The organism is Arthrobacter sp. Y-9 (assembly GCF_029690065.1).
Lineage (GTDB): Bacteria > Actinomycetota > Actinomycetes > Actinomycetales > Micrococcaceae > Arthrobacter_E.
The window spans coordinates 1,542,825-1,559,778 of the sequence record NZ_CP121463.1 but is presented as its reverse complement, the minus strand read 5'-3'; the positions used below and the strand labels follow the sequence as shown (position 1 = coordinate 1,559,778).

Here is a 16,954-nt window from a genome sequence, read left to right as displayed (position 1 = left end):
ACACCACTATGACCCTGTCAAGTCCGTGCTGCCAGCGGCAGTTACTCCGGACCAGCAGAGCCTGTCTAAGACAACGCCACCGGCCTGATGATTGTTCCCCGGAGTTTTCACAGACTTCGAGCGAACAACCTTCAAGTTCACGGACCCGACCGGGTCTCGGCTACTAGTCTCTCACGAAATCGAGGCGTCCCGTAGCACCGGCCGGAAGGATACCCTTTTCCGGGCCAGCTTCAAGGTGTTCTTCACCACACGAGGGAGACCGGGCCTCACTCCTCCGCGTCCGGTGTCGCCTGCTCGTCCAGCCCGCTGTCCGAGCGGTCCAGGGGCCGTCTCCAACTGCTGTGGCGCCGGCTCGCCCACCCGCTGAGTGCGCCGCTCAGAATCGCCCGGTGGAGCAGTGACGCCAAGCGGTGCCCCGGCTCGACCGCGAGCGCCCCGTCCAGGAAAGCGCAGGCCTGGCTGCCTCGCCCACGGCACCATTCCACCCAGGCCAGCCCGGTGAGCACCCCCGCCGGAGGGTGGTCCCCCGCCCGATGGAGCAGGTTCTGGAGAACGGCAGCGAAGTGATTCATCCGGTCCCAATCAGGTCCCGTCCCGCTCTCCGCAAGGAACACATCGCCGAACGTCCCCAGCCAAGGGGTGAGGTCCTGCCCGGCCGGCGATCGCGGAATCTCGCCCTCGTCCCGATCCGGTCCATGAGGCGCCTCGGCACCGATGGCACCGGCCAGGACCGCCGCAGCGGCGTGCCCGCCCTGAAACGCGATGCTCCACGAAGACCCGGCGGACACGTAGACCGCGTCCCGGACTGCCGGAGTCTCGAGGGTGCGGCACAATGCGCGGTAGAGAGACTCCGCGCGGTCAGGAGCCACGGCGCTTTCACGAGATGCAGTGCTTTCAAGAGATTCAGTGCTGTCAGGAGATGCACCACCGTCAAGAAACGCAGCGCCGTCGAGAGATGCCGTGCCGTCGAGATACGGCTCCCAGAGTTCCAGGGCTTCGGCCAGGCTCGGTTCGCCCGACGGCGGGTCGGCGGCGACCGTCGTCGCGGCGGGACGATCGTGCGGACCGGTCGACGGGCCTGGATCTCCCGGTGCCTCCTGTCCCTGCAGCGGGAAGGACCTTCCCGGATGGGGTTCGACCGCACTGCCCTGGAACACGAGTTCGGCTGCCAGGCGGGAGTCTCGGATCAGGTCCAGCGGATGCGCCGCACCCTCCTCACAGGGGCCCTCCCCGGTCAGCGAGCATTCGCCGCCGCGGCACCCCGAACCGTTCCAGCCGTCCGCCCCCACGAGCCACAGCTCGTGCACCGGACGGCCCGCTTGACTAAGAACCCAGGCCAGCAGGGCCATGAGTTCGGCCCGCTCGCCGCGAACTCCCGCCACGCCGGCGTCCTGGAACATCGCGACGAAGGTGCTGTCGGCCGAGGAGTCATGCTCCAGGTAGGAGAGGACCGCACGCACATATCTCAGCAGCGCATCCCCTCGGAGGTCATGGGCCGGCAGGTCGACTCGAAGGGTGGCGCCGATCCGGCCGGAACGGGCGGTGAGACAGACGAGGGAATCCCGGGGCCAGAATCCGATGGCATGGGGGATGTAGGTCAGGATGTCCTCCGGCCCACGGGCGGTCAGCGATGCGATGGTCATGGACCCAGCTTCCCCGTGGACGGACAGGGGTGGGAGAGCCGAAGGCCGCTATGTGGACGGGGCGCGTCGAAGGATCTGTGGAGCCGGCGCCCAGATCGAACCCGGGTGCCCGTCGTGTGCCGGGATCAGCGGTTTCCGCCCCGCGAGCGCTCCCAGAGCACCCGGGCCAGGGGCCGCGGCGAGATCCCGGCGGCCTGACGGGCCCTCCTCCGCACCACGGCGACCGCGACCATACCCACCAAGAGGAAGATCAGCTGGGTGGACATCGCGATCCTGAAGGGTTCCAGGCCGTACAGCTCCCCGTGGGAGAAACCACTGGCGTTCAGGAGGTCCAGCACCAGACCGATCACATACATGCTCAGGAGTGCCGCCACGAAACCGCCGACATTGACGATCCCGGTAGCCGTGCCGATCCGCTCCACCGGATTGGAGGTCCGTGCGAAGTCGAAGCCGATCATCGAGGCCGGTCCCCCGATCCCCATGACGACCACGAGAGCGATGAGGAGCCAGAGCGGGGCCCGTCCCGGCCACAGGAGCACGGCCAGCCAGCCGGCGCCCGTCACCAGGGAAACCAGGAGAACCATGGAGGACCGCCGGACGGGGTGCAAGGACACGAACCGGCCGAAGAAGGGGCCGGAGACCATCGCCACCAGGACGAAGAGACTCATGACGGCCGAAGCGGTCCCCCGGTCCAGGCCCTCGGCCGAGATCAGAAAAGGATAGCCCCAGGCCATCGCGAAGACGGTTCCGGCGAACGGCGTGGTGAAGTGGCTCCACAGGCCCAGCCGGGTACCGGGTTCACGCCACGATTCCGCCAGGGCGTGGCCGATCTCCTTCATCCCGCCCGTGGAGTGCGACCGTGCCCGGCCGTGCGGCGTGTCCCGGAGCAGGGCGACCACCAGGACGCAGGCGAGCGCGGACAGCCCCGCCAGCGACAGGAAGGCGGGGGTCCAGGCCGTCGAGTGCAGCAGCCAGGCGAACGGGATGACACTGACCAGCTGGCCGAGCTGACCCACCATTCCGGTGAACTGGGTCATGAGCGGCACGGTGCGGGCCGGGAACCAAGCCGGGATCAGCCGCAGCACGGAGACGAAGGTCGCGGCGTCGCCGGCACCCACCAGCACGCGTCCGACGACGCCGGCCGCGACCGAGTCCGCGGCCGCCAGCTGCGCCTGTCCCAGGAACATGAGGAAGGCGCCCATGGCGATCATGTTGCGGGGGCCGAGGCGGTCCACCAGGACGCCCACGGGGATCTGCAGACCGGCGTAGACGAGGAGCTGGAGCACCGAGAAGGCGGAGATCGCGGCGGCGCTGGCATGGAACCGGTCGGTCGCTTCCAGGCCCGCGACACCGAAGGACGTCCGTTGTGTCACCGCCACCAGATACGCGAAGACTCCGATACCCCACATCACCCACGAACGCACGCTGCTCACGGGTCCATTCTTCCGCATGGGTCCCCCACCTGCGGCCGGGCGGGCTCGGCGCGACCACGTCAGCGCCGGGTCACTACCTGCTCACGACGTCCGGGGAGTCTCCCCCACTCAGGCACCGCCGGGCTGGTGACCGCGGCCGGCCGTGCCGTCTTCAGCGTCGCTGCCGGCGTCCGGCCCGCTTCCGGACCCGGCGTCGTCGTCATCATCCTGACTCAGCAGTTCCTGCGCCAAGTACGCCTCCACCGCGGCGCCGAGGGATTCGGCACTGGGCAGTTCGTCGTTCTCGTCCGCGAGCAGGGAGCGGCGCACGGTGTTCTCGCTGTGCTGGTCGTACCGCTCTTCAAGGTTGCGCACCACCTGCTGCACGTCCTCGCTGGCTTCCACCTGTTCGGCGATCTGCCGGGCGACGTCCCGCGCCACCTCCCGCAACCGGTCGGAGGGCAGCATGAGGTTCGCGGCGGCGCCCAAGTATTCCATGCCGGCGACGGCGGCCTGCGGGTACTCCGCGTCGGCGACGTAGTGCGGCACATGGATCACGTACCCCGCCACGTTGCGCTTGGCTGCGATCAGCTTCAGTTCCAGGACATGCCCGATCGCGGCGGGGAATTCGACGGTCGGCCGCCACACCGAGATGCCCTCGATGAGCTCGGGCCGGTTCCCGTGCACGGTCACGCCCACGGGACGGGTGTGCGGCACCGGCATGGGGATCGCGTGGACCCAGGTCACCAGGTTCACGTCGAGCTGCTCCACGAGGCTCACCACCGCACGGGCGAAGCGCTCCCACTGAAGGTCGGGCTCGAAGCCGGCCAAGAAGAGGAAGGGCGTGCCGAGCGGATCCTCCAGCACGTACAGCGCGAGCCGCGGCGGCGCGTAGTCCTGGAGGTGGTCCTCGGCGAACGTGAGATGAGGACGCCGCGAGCGGTAGTCGAGGAGCTGGTCGGCGTCGAAGACGGCGACAGGGCGCACCGACGGAGAGTCGAGCAGCTCAGCGGAGATCTGCCGGACCACGTGCCCGGCGTCGGCGAATCCGGTGAAGGCCATGAGCAGGTTCAGCCCCTTCAGGGACCCGTCCTGCAGAAGCTCGTCGTCCGCACGGTAGAGCCCGGCAGGATCCAGCAGCGCTCCATACGTCTGGTCGAACAAAGTACCCCTCCACACCATCCGGCCCCCGGCCGGCGATCGTCGTCCTGATTGATTTACTGCTCAACGTTCGGGGCGGCCCTTGCATTCCCGCACAGCCCGTCCCCAGGTGTCACGGGCTACGATCTTAGATGGTGAAGGACGCCACATCGCGTCCGCACCATTGAACATGTGCGACAAGGATGTCCACCCGTACACCAGAAGTGAGGCAGGAACTCGTGGCCAAGAGCAACGAAGTCACCCTTGAAACAGTCAGCGGCGATCTGCGGAAGAAGCCCAGCGACGTCGTGGTCATCGGCGTCCGGCAGGGCAAGGAGGGCCCGGAACTTGCCGCCAGCCCCCTGAGCGCCAAGGCGTCCGAGGCCATCCAGTCCTCGCTGGCGCTGCTCGGGGTCACCGGCGCCGCGGATCAGCTCCACCGGCTGCCCGGCGTCCCGGAGCTGGGCGCCGAGGTCATCGCCCTGGCAGGCCTGGGCAAGAAGGACGACGCCGAGTCGCTCCGCCGCGCCGCCGGCTCGGCCGTGCGCCAGCTCGCCGGAACCTCCACGGTGACGCTCGCCCTCCCCGCCCAGGACGAGACCGCCTTGGCCGCGATCGCCGAGGGCGCCGCGCTGGGCGCCTACGCGTTCCACGAGTACCGCTCCACCCGCGAAGGGCTGAAGGCTCCGGTCTCCACCGTGCGCATCCACAGCGAACTCGCCGGCAGCCCGGCTGCGAAGGCCGTGCTGAAGAAGGCCGCCGTCGTCGGCCGCTACGTCAACGCGACCCGCGACCTGGTGAACCAGCCGCCGAACGCGCTCTACCCCGAGTCCTTCGCGGCCGCGGCCAAGGACGCGGCGAAGTCGCTCCCCGTCAAGGTGACCGTGTGGGACGAGACGCGCCTGGAAAAGGAGGGCTTCGGCGGCATCCTGGGCGTCGGCAAGGGTTCTGCCCGGCCCCCGCGCCTGGTCAAGGTCGAATACGCGCCCACCAAGGCCCAGGCCCACGTGGCACTGGTCGGCAAGGGCATCACCTTCGACACCGGTGGCATCTCCCTCAAGCCGCCGGCGAACATGGACGAGATGAAGAGTGACATGGCCGGTGCCGCCACGGTCCTCAACGCCGCTCTCGCCGCCGCCGAGCTCGGCCTGCCCGTCAAGGTCACCGCATGGCTCTGCATCGCGGAGAACATGCCCGGCGGGAACGCGCAGCGCCCCTCCGACGTCATGACCATCTTCGGCGGCAAGACCGTGGAGGTCCTGAACACCGACGCCGAGGGCCGCCTCGTCATGGCCGACGGCCTCGTGGCCGCGAGCCAGGAACAGCCCGACGTGGTGATCGACGTCGCGACCCTCACGGGTGCGCAGCTCATCGCCCTCGGGGACCGGACCGCCGGCCTCATGGGCGACGAAGGCGTGACCGAGGCCCTGAAGGCCTCCGCGGACGCCGCAGGCGAACTCATGTGGCCCATGCCGATCCCGGAGGAACTGCGTCCGAGCCTCGACTCCGAGGTGGCCGATCTGGCCAACATCGGCGCCCGGCACGGTGGCATGATGACCGCCGCCGCGTTCCTGCGCGAGTTCGTCGGCGAGGACGCCACGGGCGAGACCATCTCCTGGGCTCACATCGACATCGCCGGCCCGTCGTTCAACAACGGCTCCCCCTACGGCTACACGCCGAAGAAGGCCACCGGCGCCGCCGTGCGCACCCTCGTCGAGTACGTGGCGGGCCTGGCCTCCTGACCGGTCCACGCCCTCCGGCGCGGCGACTTTCTGATCACCGTTCATTAAATGAACGTGAGTCACAGCACAAGGTCGCCGCGCCGGACCCGTTTAAGGTGCACCATGGTTGAGGGTGACGCTAAGGTGAAAGCGAATGGCTCTGTGGCTGTTTCCCAGGCAGTCACAAAAGCATGACCACTGCAGAAGAACCCGACCTGCTGGCATAATCGCGGCAGGAAAAGTTCCAGACCAGAGGGTGCCGACCGGCACCGTCTCGACAATTCAGGGAGCGTCCACGTGGCCGAAGCGGCAACTGCGCAAGAATTCGACATCCTCGTCCTCGGCGGCGGCAGCGCGGGCTATTCCGCAGCCATCCGCGCGACGGAGCTGGGCATGACGGTGGGCCTCGTGGAGCGGGCCAAGCTGGGCGGCACCTGCCTCCACACCGGCTGTATCCCCACGAAGGCGTACCTGCACTCGGCTGAACTCGCCGACAACGCCCGTGAAGGCGCCAAGTACGGCGTGAACACCACGCTCGACTCGATCGATTTGGGCAAGGTCCGCGATCACAAGAACGGCATCGTCGCCGGCAAGCACAAGGGCCTGACCGGTCTTCTCAAGATGAAGAAGGTCAACGTCATCGAGGGCGAAGGCCAGCTCACCGCACCGGACACCATCACCGTCGATGGCGTCCCGTACAAGGGCAAGAACATCATCCTCGCCACCGGTTCCACCTCCAAGACCATGGGTCTGCAGATCGGCGGCCGGGTCATCACCTCCACCGAGGCCCTCGAGATGGGCGAGCTGCCCTCCTCCGCCATCGTCCTGGGCGGCGGCGTGATCGGCGTCGAGTTCGCTTCCATGTGGAACTCCTTCGGCGTGGACGTCACCATCGTGGAGGGCCTGCCCTCCCTGGTGCCGAACGAGGATCCCGCGATCATCAAGGTCCTGGAGCGCGAGTTCAAGAAGAAGGGCATCAAGTTCAAGACCGGCGTCTTCTTCGAGAAGGTCGAGCAGGACGAGAACCAGGCCACCGTCACCCTGGCCGACGGCACGTCCGTCTCCGCCGACATCGTGCTCGTCGCCGTGGGCCGTGGCCCCGTCACCGAAGGCTTCGGCTTCGCCGAGCAGGGCGTCACCCTGGACCGCGGCTTCGTCATCACCAACGAGCGCCTGCACACCGGCGTCGGCAACATCTACGCGATCGGCGACATCGTCCCCGGCGTGCAGCTGGCCCACCGCGGTTACCAGCAGGGCATCTTCGTCGCCGAGGAGATCGCCGGCCTGAATCCGGTGGTCGTCGAGGACGTCAACATCCCCAAGGTCACCTTCTGCGAGCCGGAGATCATGTCCGTGGGCTACTCCCAGCCCAAGGCCGAGGAGAAGTTCGGCAAGGACAACATCGAGACCCAGGAGTACAACCTGGCCGGCAACGGCAAGTCCTCCATCCTGGGCACCTCGGGCATCGTCAAGATGATCCGCGTGAAGAACGGTCCGATCGTCGGCGTGACCGGCATCGGCGGCCGCTTCGGCGAGCAGGTCGGCGAGGCCCAGCTCATCGTGAACTGGGAGGCCTTCCCGGAGGATGTCGCCACCCTGATCCACGCCCACCCGACGCAGAACGAATCCCTCGGCGAGGCCGCACTGGCACTGGCTGGAAAGCCGCTGCACGGCTGAGACCCCTGGGCCGGGGCGCCTGACACAGGCGCCCCGGCCCACCCCTGGAGGGCCTCTCGGAACGACCGGTCCCCCACACCAGATTTTCACCGCATTTAGATCACTAAGGAGAACGGGGACGACATGTCTGAATCCGTTAACTTGCCCGCACTCGGCGAGAGCGTCACGGAAGGTACCGTCACCCGCTGGCTGAAGTCCGTTGGCGACCGCGTCGAAGTGGACGAGCCGCTGCTGGAGGTTTCCACCGACAAGGTCGACACCGAGATCCCGTCCCCGATCGCCGGTGTGATCGAGCAGATCCTGGTCGCCGAGGACGAGGTCGCCGAGGTCGGCGCCGCCCTGGTCGTCATCGGCGACGGCTCGGGCTCCGGCGAGGCACCTGCCGCGCCCGCCCCGGCCGAGGAAGCCGCTCCCGCGCCCGCTGCAGAGGCCCCGGCCGCTCCGGCACCCGCCGAAGCCGCGCCTGCCGCAGAAGCTCCCGCCGCACCCGCCGGTGAGGGCACCGAGGTCACCCTCCCCGCTCTGGGCGAGTCCGTGACCGAAGGCACCGTCACCCGCTGGCTCAAGGCCGTGGGCGAGTCCGTCGAGGTCGACGAGCCGCTCCTGGAGGTCTCCACGGACAAGGTCGACACCGAGATCCCGTCCCCCGTGGCCGGCACTCTGCTGGAGATCCGCGTGAACGAGGACGACACCGCCGAGGTGGGCTCCGTCCTCGCCGTCATCGGCGCCGCAGGTGCCGCCGCACCGGCTGCAGCCCCCGCTCCCGCAGCTCCGGCCGCAGCCCCGGCACCCGCCGCAGCAGCCGCTCCGGCTGCTGCACCGGCTCCGGCTGCCGCTCCGGCTGCCGCCGCTGCACCCGCACCGGCGGCTGCCCCGGCTGCCGCTCCGGCTCCCGCAGCCGCTCCGTCCGACGCCGAGTCCTACGTCACTCCGCTGGTGCGTAAGCTCGCCAAGGACAACGGCATCGACCTCGCTTCCGTCTCCGGCAGCGGTGTCGGCGGTCGCATCCGCAAGCAGGACGTCCAGGCGGCGATCGAGGCCAAGAAGGCCGCGGCTCCCGCTCCGGCAGCAGCTCCCGCTGCCGCCGCACCTGCTGCCGCTCCCGCCGTCGCAGCGTCCTCGCTCCGCGGCACCACGGAGAAGGCCCCGCGCATCCGCCAGGTCATCGCCCGCCGCATGCGTGAGTCCCTTGAAGTGTCGACTCAGCTGACCCAGGTCCACGAGATCGACATGACCCGCATCGTCAAGCTGCGGGCCTCGGCCAAGAACAACTTCAAGGCCGTCAACGGTGTCAACCTCACGTACCTGCCGTTCATCGCCAAGGCCGTCGCCGAGGCGCTGAAGGCCCACCCGAAGCTGAACGCCGAGTACAACGAAGAGACTCAGCAGATCACCTACCACAACGCCGAGCACCTGGCCTTCGCGGTCGACACCGACAAGGGCCTCCTGGTCCCCGTCGTGTCGAACGCGGGTGACCTGAACCTCGCCGGTCTGGCGGGCAAGATCGCCGACGTCGCCACCCGCACCCGCAGCGGGAAGATCGGTCCGGACGAGCTGTCCGGCGGCACCTTCTCCATCACGAACATCGGTTCGGTGGGCGCGCTCTTCGACACGCCGATCATCAACCAGCCGCAGGTCGCCATCCTCGGTACCGGCGCGATCGTCAAACGCCCGATGGTGGTCACGGATGTGGACGGCAATGACTCGATCGCCATCCGCCACATGATGTACCTGTGCCTGACCTACGATCACCGCCTGGTGGACGGCGCCGACGCCGGCCGCTTCCTCCAGACGGTCAAGGCCCGTCTGGAGGGCGGCGCGTTCGAGGGCGACCTCGGACTGTAAGTCTCCACGCAGCACACGACGGCGGCCCGCACTCTCAGGTGCGGGCCGCCGTCGTTCTACGGTCGGTAGAACTTTCTGACAGAGTGTCGCTAAACTGGACGCATGGGAATTCTCTTCAGCATTTTGGTCTTCTTGCACATCGTCGGTGCAGCAATGATCGTTGGCTACTGGATCGCCACGATGAAGGAACCGACTGTCCACCCCCGCCAGCGTGACGGTGCGTTTCTCCAGTTGCTGACCGGCATCGCCATGATGGGGCTGATCCCCTTCATGCCGGACTTCCACCCGAACTACTTCAAGCTCGGCATCAAGTTCGCGATCGGCGTCGCGGTGGCTGTGCTGGCAGTTATCGGCAGCCGCAAGGTCAAGAAAGGCGAGCCGGTTTCGACCGGCATCGCACACGGGGTGGGTGGCCTCGCCTTGATCAACATCGCACTTGCGACCCTTTGGAACTGACCGTCTAGACTTCGCGGAAGCGTTGGCTAAAGGGGCGGGAGAGCATCACGCTCTCCCGCCCCTTCGCTGTTCCACCGATCTCGTCGACCTGCCGCTCAGCCCAGAGTGACCCTCAGCCCTGAGCGATGCAGAACTCGTTGCCGTCCGGGTCCCGCAGGACGACCCAGCCGAAGTCACCGATCGAATGCCGGGCCGACTCGGATGCTCCCAGCTCCAGCGCCCGGGAGAGAAGCGCTTCCGGGTCCTCGGAGTGCAGATCCAGATGCAGGCGCCGCGGTCCCTCGCTGGGGTGGTCGACGCGCTGGAACGCGAGCTTCGGCCCACCCGGGGAGACCGCGCTCAGCCAGACGAACTCCCCCTCGTAGGCGGACTCCACGGAGAGTTCCAGGAGTGCGGCCCAGAACCCCGAGAGGCTCTGAGGATCCGTGGTGTTGACGACGATCGAGGCGACGGCACCGAGCGCCGCCGGGCGCTTCTCTTCAGTCATGACAGCAGTCTAGGTCCAGTTCAGAGCCCTGCCCAGGGTTGACCCCGGCACCGCTCGCATCCGGCTCCCGTCACATTCCGGACCCCGCGGCGGCGGGTGTCCCTGCGCCCGCGAACGACCTAGGATGGTGCTCAAGGGCCTCTCCACCCGCGAACAGGCCGAACCCCTCACACTCCAAGGAGCAACTCATGGCAGTGACCCGCAGCGCTTCCACCGTCTGGACCGGCAACCTCTTCGAGGGCCAGGGCGAGACCACGTTCGAAAGCTCCTCCCTGGGCACGCACCCCGTCACTTGGAAGGCCCGCTCCGAGGCCGCCGAGGGCAAGACCAGCCCTGAGGAACTGATCGCGGCCGCCCACTCCGCCTGCTTCTCCATGGCCTTCAGCAACGAGCTGGCCGAGGCCGGCTACACCGCCACGGAGATCCGCACCAAGTCCGAAGTCGGCTTCCAGCCGGGCGTGGGCATCACGGGCAGCAAGCTCACCCTGGTCGCCACCATCCCGGGCATCTCCGAAGAGGACTTCCAGCGCATCGCGGGCGCCGCCAAGGTCGGCTGCCCTGTCTCCGCCGCACTCTCCGGCATCGAGATCACCCTGGACGCCACGCTCAACGCGTGAGTCCACGCCACGGCTGAACCCTCGCCGGTTCGGGCGCAGACGCCGAAGGGCCGGGAACGGATCATCCGTTCCCGGCCCTTCGCCGTCTCGCCAGGCGTCCAGTTGCTCACCGGCGTCTGAGGCCCTCAGAGGACCAGGGCCGTCAGGTCACCAGGCACTTCAGGAACCGAGCGCCGTGACCGCCTCCTTGGCCGCCTTGTTCAGGCGGATGCCGTAGACGAGCTGCCCGATGCCCAGGATCACGAGGCTCACGCCCGCCCAGACGGCCAGGAAGACCAGCGAGGAGAGCGGGAAGAGCATCACGCCCAGTCCGGCCAGGATGAACAGCACACCCACGGTGATGGGCAGCGCCTTCGTGCCGGGGGCCGACGCCGTGCCCGCCCACAGCAAGCCGGCGCCTTCCAGGATCCAACCGGCGGCGAGCAGCACCGCGACCACCACGAGAGACTCCCCCGGGCGGAAGATCAGCAGGACACCCGCCAGGACGGTGAGGACGCCCAGGATCCCCGACAGGACCCGGACCGATGTCTGACCGGACGGGATCCGGCCCAGCGTCATCAGCCGCGCGACGCCGGTGGCGAACACGTTGATGGCGAAGAACACCGCCAGGACCAGGAGCGACGCCCCGGGCCAGAACCAGATGATCAGTCCGAGGACGATCGAGAGCAGTCCAAGCCCGATCAGCGCCCGGGAGAAAGCCCGGAATCCTTCCGCTGCCGTGCGGCCCCCTGCGAATTCACTCATGGTGTTGCTCCTTCTGCTGTCAGGATGGTGCTGTCAGGACGTTCCGCCGGGGCGGGGTGCCAGCGGCGGTGGCACCAGGCCGGGGATCGTGTCCCTGCCCGGTGGCGTCTTGGTGGGGATCTCCCGGAGCATCTCCTTCAGCACGCCGATGCCGTGTTCCAGCTGCGGGTCCGTGCCGGCCTTGTGAGCGTGCGGCGGGAAAAGGATCTCGATGTCCGGGTCCACGCCCCGGTTCTCGACTCCCCAGCCGATGCCCTGACCGAAGAAATGCGAGTAGCGCGGCTGTGAGACCGGCGTGCCGTCCACGAGGTCGAAGCGCATATCGATACCGACCACACCGCCCCAGGTCCGCGTGCCGATGACCGGTCCGATGCCGCGCATCTTGACGATCTGCGTGATGATGTCCCCGTCCGAACCGGCGAACTCGTCAGTCAGGACGACCACCGGCCCCCGGGAGGCGAGGCGCGGGTACACCATCGGGTACTCGCCACGCGGCATCATCCAGGCGTCCACCGTGCGGCCGATCAACTCGGCCACGAGCTGGGACGTGTGCCCGCCGCGGTTCCGCCGCACGTCCACCACGAGGGCGTCGCGCAGGGACTCGGTCTCCAGGTCACGGTGCAGCTGAGCCCAGCCGTGCGCCTGCATGTCCGGGATGTGGATGTAGCCGAATCCCCCGCCGGAGGCTTCACGGACCATCCTCCGCTTGGACTGCACCCAGTCCTGGTACCGCAGCCGCTCTTCCGACGCCAGCGGCACGACGGCGACCCGCCGGGCGGCCTGCCCGGGCGTGCGGACGGTGAGCTCCACAGGCCGCCCTCCGGCGCCGCGGAGAAGCTCCGCCGGACTCACGCCGTCAGGACCGCCGAGTGCGACGCCGTCGACGGCGAGGAGCACGTCCCCGGCCCGCACATCCGCGCCCGGGCGGCGCAGCGGTGAGATGGCTTGCGGGTCCGAGGTGTCGCCCTCGAGAACGCGGTCCACGGTCCAGCCGGACTCGCCCTGACTGAGGTCCGCGCCGAGGAAGCCCTGCCTGCCGCTGCCCTTCTCGCTCGGTTCGGCGGAGCGCACATAGGCGTGGGACGTGCCGAGTTCGCCGTGCAGTTCCCAGAGCAGGTCCACCAGGTCGTCGTAGCTGCCGATCCGTTCGAGGACGGGCAGGTAGCGTTCGTAGACGGCCTCCCAGTCGAGACCGCCCATGTTCTCGTCCCAGAAGAAGTCCCGCTGAAGACGCCAGGCCTCCCGGTACTGCTGGGCCCACACCTTGCGCGGTTCCAGGAACACCCTGATGCGGTCGACCTCCAGGTCCTCCGGCTCCTGCTCCGCTTCACCCGTGGAGACGGTGCGGAGCTTGCCCTCGGCCTGGACGACGGCGGTGGAACCGTCCCCGGAGAGGCGGTAGGTCTCGACGCCCTCTGCCACGGTACGGGTCTTGCCGCTGGAGAGGTCGAGACGGATGAGGGGGGCCTTGGGGGCCTGATCGGTGGTCTTGGCGCGGCCGTCACCCAGCTCGCCCTTGACCGGCACGTCCAGATACAGGAGTGCCCCCGGCACGGCGGTCAGGTGCTCATAGTTGCCCTGTTCCACAGGCAGCGAGATCACCCGCTCGGCGATGCCCACCGGGTCCACCAGGGTCACCGCCGGAGCGGCGTCCTTCGCGGAGGCTTCGTCCTTGGCGGCGGGCCGGGCCTCGGCGATCCGAGGACCGAAGGGGGCGGCCGTGCTCGCGTCCAGGGACACGAGATACGGCCTGATGGGGTGCGGGAAGGAGAGGTCGAAGCTCTGACCGTCGTACACCGGATCAAAGCTGCGGCTCGACAGGAAGGCGAGGAACTTGCCGTCCGTGGTGAAGGCCGGGTGTGAATCCACGAACCGGCCATCGGTGACCTCGAGCACCGAGGAACCTTCCTCGCGGGACCGCAACCGGATGGACCGGCGCTCGGAATTGCCCGTCACCGCCTGAGACCAGGCGAACCAGGCGCTGTCCGGCGACCAGGCGAGGTGATCCACCGTGCCGGCGCCCGGGGCCGCGACGCTTTCATGCTCGCCGGTCCTGGTGTTCAGCAGGATCACGTCGCCGAAGACGGTTCCCACGAGGAGCCACTCCCCGTCGGGGCTCGGCTCCAGGCTCACCACGCGGGCCGGAGGCGTGAATTCGACGGTCCCAGAAACAGCGCCGGGTGCGTCCTCGGAGCGGGGCTCCGTGAATCCTTCGGCGTCCGCCAGGCCGTCTTCACGATCCTCCGCGTCGACGTGCTCACGGACCGGCGAAGAGGCCGAGTCCCCCACCACACCCAGTGCCGACACCGGGCGGGGCAGGCCGTCGTCGTCCTCCGCGACATCCTGGCCGCTCGGCGCTTGAGCCGGAGCAGCAGGCGCGGCTGGGGCGCCGAACGCGTCGTTGACCAGGTCGGTCACGAGCAGGGACTCCTCGCCGCCGCGGTCGTGGAGGTACGCGACACGGCCATTCGCGAGGAAACGTGGCAGACGGGCCCGCACGGAGCTGTCCGCTTCGATGGCACGGGCAGGGCCTTCCTGGTGCCGGAGCCAGTGGAGCGAACCATGGCTGACCACCAGGCTGCTCTCGCCCCGCGTGTCCGGCTGGGCTTCGCGGAGATGCGCGGACACGTCGAGGGGCTTCGACGCCGGACGGACCGAGGCCAGCTCGATGTCGACGGCCTGGGCCTCGGCGTCCTCACCGTCCAGGAGGAAGATCCGGCCGGCGGACTCGACGACGAGGCGGCTGCCATCGCCGGAGGCGTGCCGGACGTAGAAGTCCTCATGGTCGGTGTGACGGCGCAGGTTCTGACCGTCGGGGGTCACCGAATAGAGGTTGCCGTAGCCCTCGTGGTCGGAGAGGAAGTGGATCCGGCCACCGCTCCACACCGGGTCCGTGAGGTTGCCGTCGAGCTCCGGCACCAGACGCGTGAACTCGCCATTGCCGTCCGCGTCGATCCACAGCTTGCCCCCGGTGCCGCCACGGTACCGCTTCCACCAGGCCGGTTCACGGGACAGCAGGGAGGCCAGGACCACCGGCTTCTCGTCCCCGAGCGCCGGGCCGAACGCCATGTTCTCCAGGGGCCCGTAGCCGAGAGCCTCGGGCGCTCCGCCGTCGAGCGGCACCGCATAACCATGTGCCAGGCGTGAGTCGCCCTGCTGGAAGGCACTGGTCACCAGCACGCGTCCGTCCGGGAGGAAGCCCTTGTTCCTCGTCGAAGGATGACCGAAGTGCGTCAGCTGCCGGAAGTCCCCGCCGTCGAGGAGCGCCGTCACCACCTCCGGCGCGGATCCGCGGGTGACGGTCCAGACCAGGCGCTTCCCGTCAGGGGTGAAACGCGGGTTCCTGGCCGGCAGGTTCAGCGCGGAGACGCGCCAGGCCTTGCCACCGCTGAGCGGGGCCAGCCAGACGTCATCCTCGGCGACGAACGTGAGCAGATCACCATGGATGTGGGGGTACCTCAAATAGCCTTGGTGTGTCATGGTTCGATCCTAACCAGCCCGTCCCGCGCCCTGGGGGACGCCACGGTCAGCCGCGTGGGGCGACCCCTGCGATCCGCCACCCGCCGCTCTCCCGGACCAGGGTGAGGATCAGGTCCTCCCTGCGAGCCGGCATCCTCTCAGCAGGGGCCGGGCCGGCCCCTGCGTCGCCCGAGACGACGTACGACGGCGTCCGGATCGTCACGCTGAGCACCGCACGGGCGGCGGAAGCGCCGCTGTCCACGGCGGCGGCGCTGAGCACAGGCCGGTAGTCCACATAATGGCGGTGCCCCGCCACCAAGCGCCCGATCAGCGCCCGGTCCCGGCTCCGGAGCGCGCCGTCGGCGTTGCCGTACACGGATTCCAGGCGTGCCGCGTCCCGGGCGATCAGGGCCGCGCTGCGGTCGGAGAGGAGGCGCCGGGCGGCCTCGACGGGGTCAGTCCGGGTGGCGACGGCCGACGGCGGCGCCGGGGCGGCCGGAGGCGCGGGAGGCCGTGCTTTCGGGCTCGGTGGGACGGCTTCGGCTGCGGCAACGCCACGACGCTGCTCCTGGCCGGGCGACGCCGCCCCCGGCCCGGGCCCGTCCGCCATCCACCCACCGGGCAGCGTGACACCGAGGAACGCCAATGCGACGCCAAGGACCACCGTGGCCAATGCCACCGCGGCCAGGACGACCCCGCGGGACCGGACCCGCCCGCGAGTCGAGCCCACCCGACGAGCCACCGGCCGGCGACTCATCTGACGATGCCCCAGCAGACGACGCCGCACCGAGCGGTATCGCACCGCGCCACTCCGCGACGGCATGAGCGACGTCGCCAGCTCTCGGTAGTCCTCGCGCCCGGCGCCGGGCGCGATCCGGACGGGCATCGCCGGAGCGGACCTCTGCACGGCGCGAGCGAAGTCCCGGGCGCTGGGCCGGTCGTCCGGGCGGTCTGTCAGCGCTTCTTCCAGCGCCGCGGCCAGTTCGGGCGGCACCTCCGGGCGGAGCACGGGAAGGGGCGGCCGGTGCTGCACCGGTCCCGGCGATTCGCCCGTGAGGCACCACCAGGCGACCGCGGCCAGGGCGTACACATCGCCCTCCGATCCTGATTCCCGGGCCTCCGGATCGGCGAAGACCGGGGTGGCCCGTCGCAGCCTCCGCTCCCCCGTCAGGTGCGCCTGCCCGAAATCCGCGAGGAGCGGCACACCCTCTGCCGAGAACAGGATGTTGCCGCCGGAGACGTCGCCGTGAACGATGCCCTTCGCGTGAAGTGCGGCCAGGGCTTCGGCCACCGGCACGGTCACGGTCACCACTTCGGGGGCGCTGAGGACGCCACGCGCCGCCACGAGGCTTCCGACCGAACCACCCGCCGCGAAGTCCATCAGGACCCCGGTCATCCGGATATCCGAGCCGTCGGGCCCGGGAACGTCGACGGGCATGAGGCCGTGGAGCCGCAGCAGATGCGGGTGATCGAGACCCTGAACCCGCCATCGTTCGCCCCGCAAGGAGTCACCCGGCAGCGGGTGGCTCTCCGGCCCACCCCGGCCCGGTGTCACGTGCGGCACCTTCACGGCCCGCCGGGCACCGTCGTCGTCCTCCAGCAGCCACACGGCGCCGCTGCCCCCGGCGCCCAGCCGCCGCACGACCCGGTATCCCGGAACCCGCGGCGCCGCCGCGCCTTCCGCGATGCCGCCGTCTCCAGCCTGTTCCGCCCTCATCACGCCTCCTGCACGATCTCCTCCGCCGACCTCTCC

12 protein-coding genes are annotated in these 16,954 nt (G+C 69.2%); 5 read left to right on the top strand and 7 right to left on the bottom strand.

What is annotated here, in order from left to right:
- Positions 1-266: 266 nt before the first annotated feature.
- The 3 genes from P9849_RS06850 to P9849_RS06840 all read right to left on the bottom strand — a co-directional run bounded on the left by P9849_RS06850 (position 267) and on the right by P9849_RS06840 (position 4,219).
- The gene (locus P9849_RS06850) at positions 267-1,643 is read right to left on the bottom strand and encodes a DUF4192 family protein (protein ID WP_278268890.1); all 1,377 of its coding nucleotides are present in this window, start codon (positions 1,641-1,643) and stop codon (positions 267-269) included.
- Between the two features lie 125 nt (positions 1,644-1,768).
- The gene (locus tag P9849_RS06845; protein WP_278268889.1) at positions 1,769-3,076 is read right to left on the bottom strand and encodes an MFS transporter; all 1,308 of its coding nucleotides are present in this window, start codon (positions 3,074-3,076) and stop codon (positions 1,769-1,771) included.
- 108 nt (positions 3,077-3,184) lie between these two features.
- Complete coding sequence (locus P9849_RS06840) at positions 3,185-4,219, bottom strand: PAC2 family protein (protein ID WP_278268888.1); 1,035 nt, start codon at positions 4,217-4,219, stop codon at positions 3,185-3,187.
- A gap of 215 nt (positions 4,220-4,434) precedes the next feature.
- On the opposite strand from P9849_RS06840, the gene P9849_RS06835 reads away from it, so the two are divergent.
- The 4 genes from P9849_RS06835 (at position 4,435) to P9849_RS06820 (ending at position 9,894) form a co-directional block, all read left to right on the top strand.
- Positions 4,435-5,937, top strand: coding sequence for a leucyl aminopeptidase (locus P9849_RS06835; RefSeq protein ID WP_278268887.1), 1,503 nt, complete (start codon positions 4,435-4,437; stop codon positions 5,935-5,937).
- A 276-nt stretch (positions 5,938-6,213) separates the two neighbouring features.
- Positions 6,214-7,593, top strand: a complete 1,380-nt coding sequence (gene lpdA / locus P9849_RS06830) for a dihydrolipoyl dehydrogenase (RefSeq protein ID WP_066212960.1) — start codon at positions 6,214-6,216, stop codon at positions 7,591-7,593.
- A 123-nt stretch (positions 7,594-7,716) separates the two neighbouring features.
- Positions 7,717-9,438 (top strand): 2-oxoglutarate dehydrogenase, E2 component, dihydrolipoamide succinyltransferase, encoded by a 1,722-nt coding sequence (sucB, locus tag P9849_RS06825; RefSeq protein ID WP_278268886.1) that lies wholly within the window; start codon positions 7,717-7,719, stop codon positions 9,436-9,438.
- A 102-nt stretch (positions 9,439-9,540) separates the two neighbouring features.
- Positions 9,541-9,894 carry a hypothetical protein gene (locus P9849_RS06820; protein WP_066212967.1) on the top strand — a complete coding sequence of 118 codons (354 nt, stop codon included), beginning with the start codon at positions 9,541-9,543 and terminating at the stop codon, positions 9,892-9,894.
- 112 nt (positions 9,895-10,006) lie between these two features.
- On the opposite strand, the gene P9849_RS06815 is transcribed toward P9849_RS06820, so the two are convergent.
- Positions 10,007-10,381 (bottom strand): VOC family protein, encoded by a 375-nt coding sequence (locus P9849_RS06815; RefSeq protein WP_278268885.1) that lies wholly within the window; start codon positions 10,379-10,381, stop codon positions 10,007-10,009.
- Between the two features lie 188 nt (positions 10,382-10,569).
- On the opposite strand from P9849_RS06815, the gene P9849_RS06810 reads away from it, so the two are divergent.
- Positions 10,570-10,998, top strand: coding sequence for an OsmC family peroxiredoxin (locus P9849_RS06810; protein WP_278268884.1), 429 nt, complete (start codon positions 10,570-10,572; stop codon positions 10,996-10,998).
- A 159-nt stretch (positions 10,999-11,157) separates the two neighbouring features.
- Here P9849_RS06810 and P9849_RS06805 read toward each other — a convergent pair whose 3' ends face one another.
- From P9849_RS06805 to P9849_RS06795, 3 genes are read right to left on the bottom strand one after another with little or no spacing between them, the layout of a single operon-like run.
- Positions 11,158-11,742 carry a DUF308 domain-containing protein gene (locus P9849_RS06805; protein WP_278268883.1) on the bottom strand — a complete coding sequence of 195 codons (585 nt, stop codon included), beginning with the start codon at positions 11,740-11,742 and terminating at the stop codon, positions 11,158-11,160.
- A gap of 33 nt (positions 11,743-11,775) precedes the next feature.
- Positions 11,776-15,222, bottom strand: coding sequence for a S41 family peptidase (locus P9849_RS06800; protein WP_278268882.1), 3,447 nt, complete (start codon positions 15,220-15,222; stop codon positions 11,776-11,778).
- A 46-nt stretch (positions 15,223-15,268) separates the two neighbouring features.
- Positions 15,269-16,918 (bottom strand): protein kinase, encoded by a 1,650-nt coding sequence (locus tag P9849_RS06795; protein WP_278268881.1) that lies wholly within the window; start codon positions 16,916-16,918, stop codon positions 15,269-15,271.
- Positions 16,919-16,954: the final 36 nt, after the last annotated feature.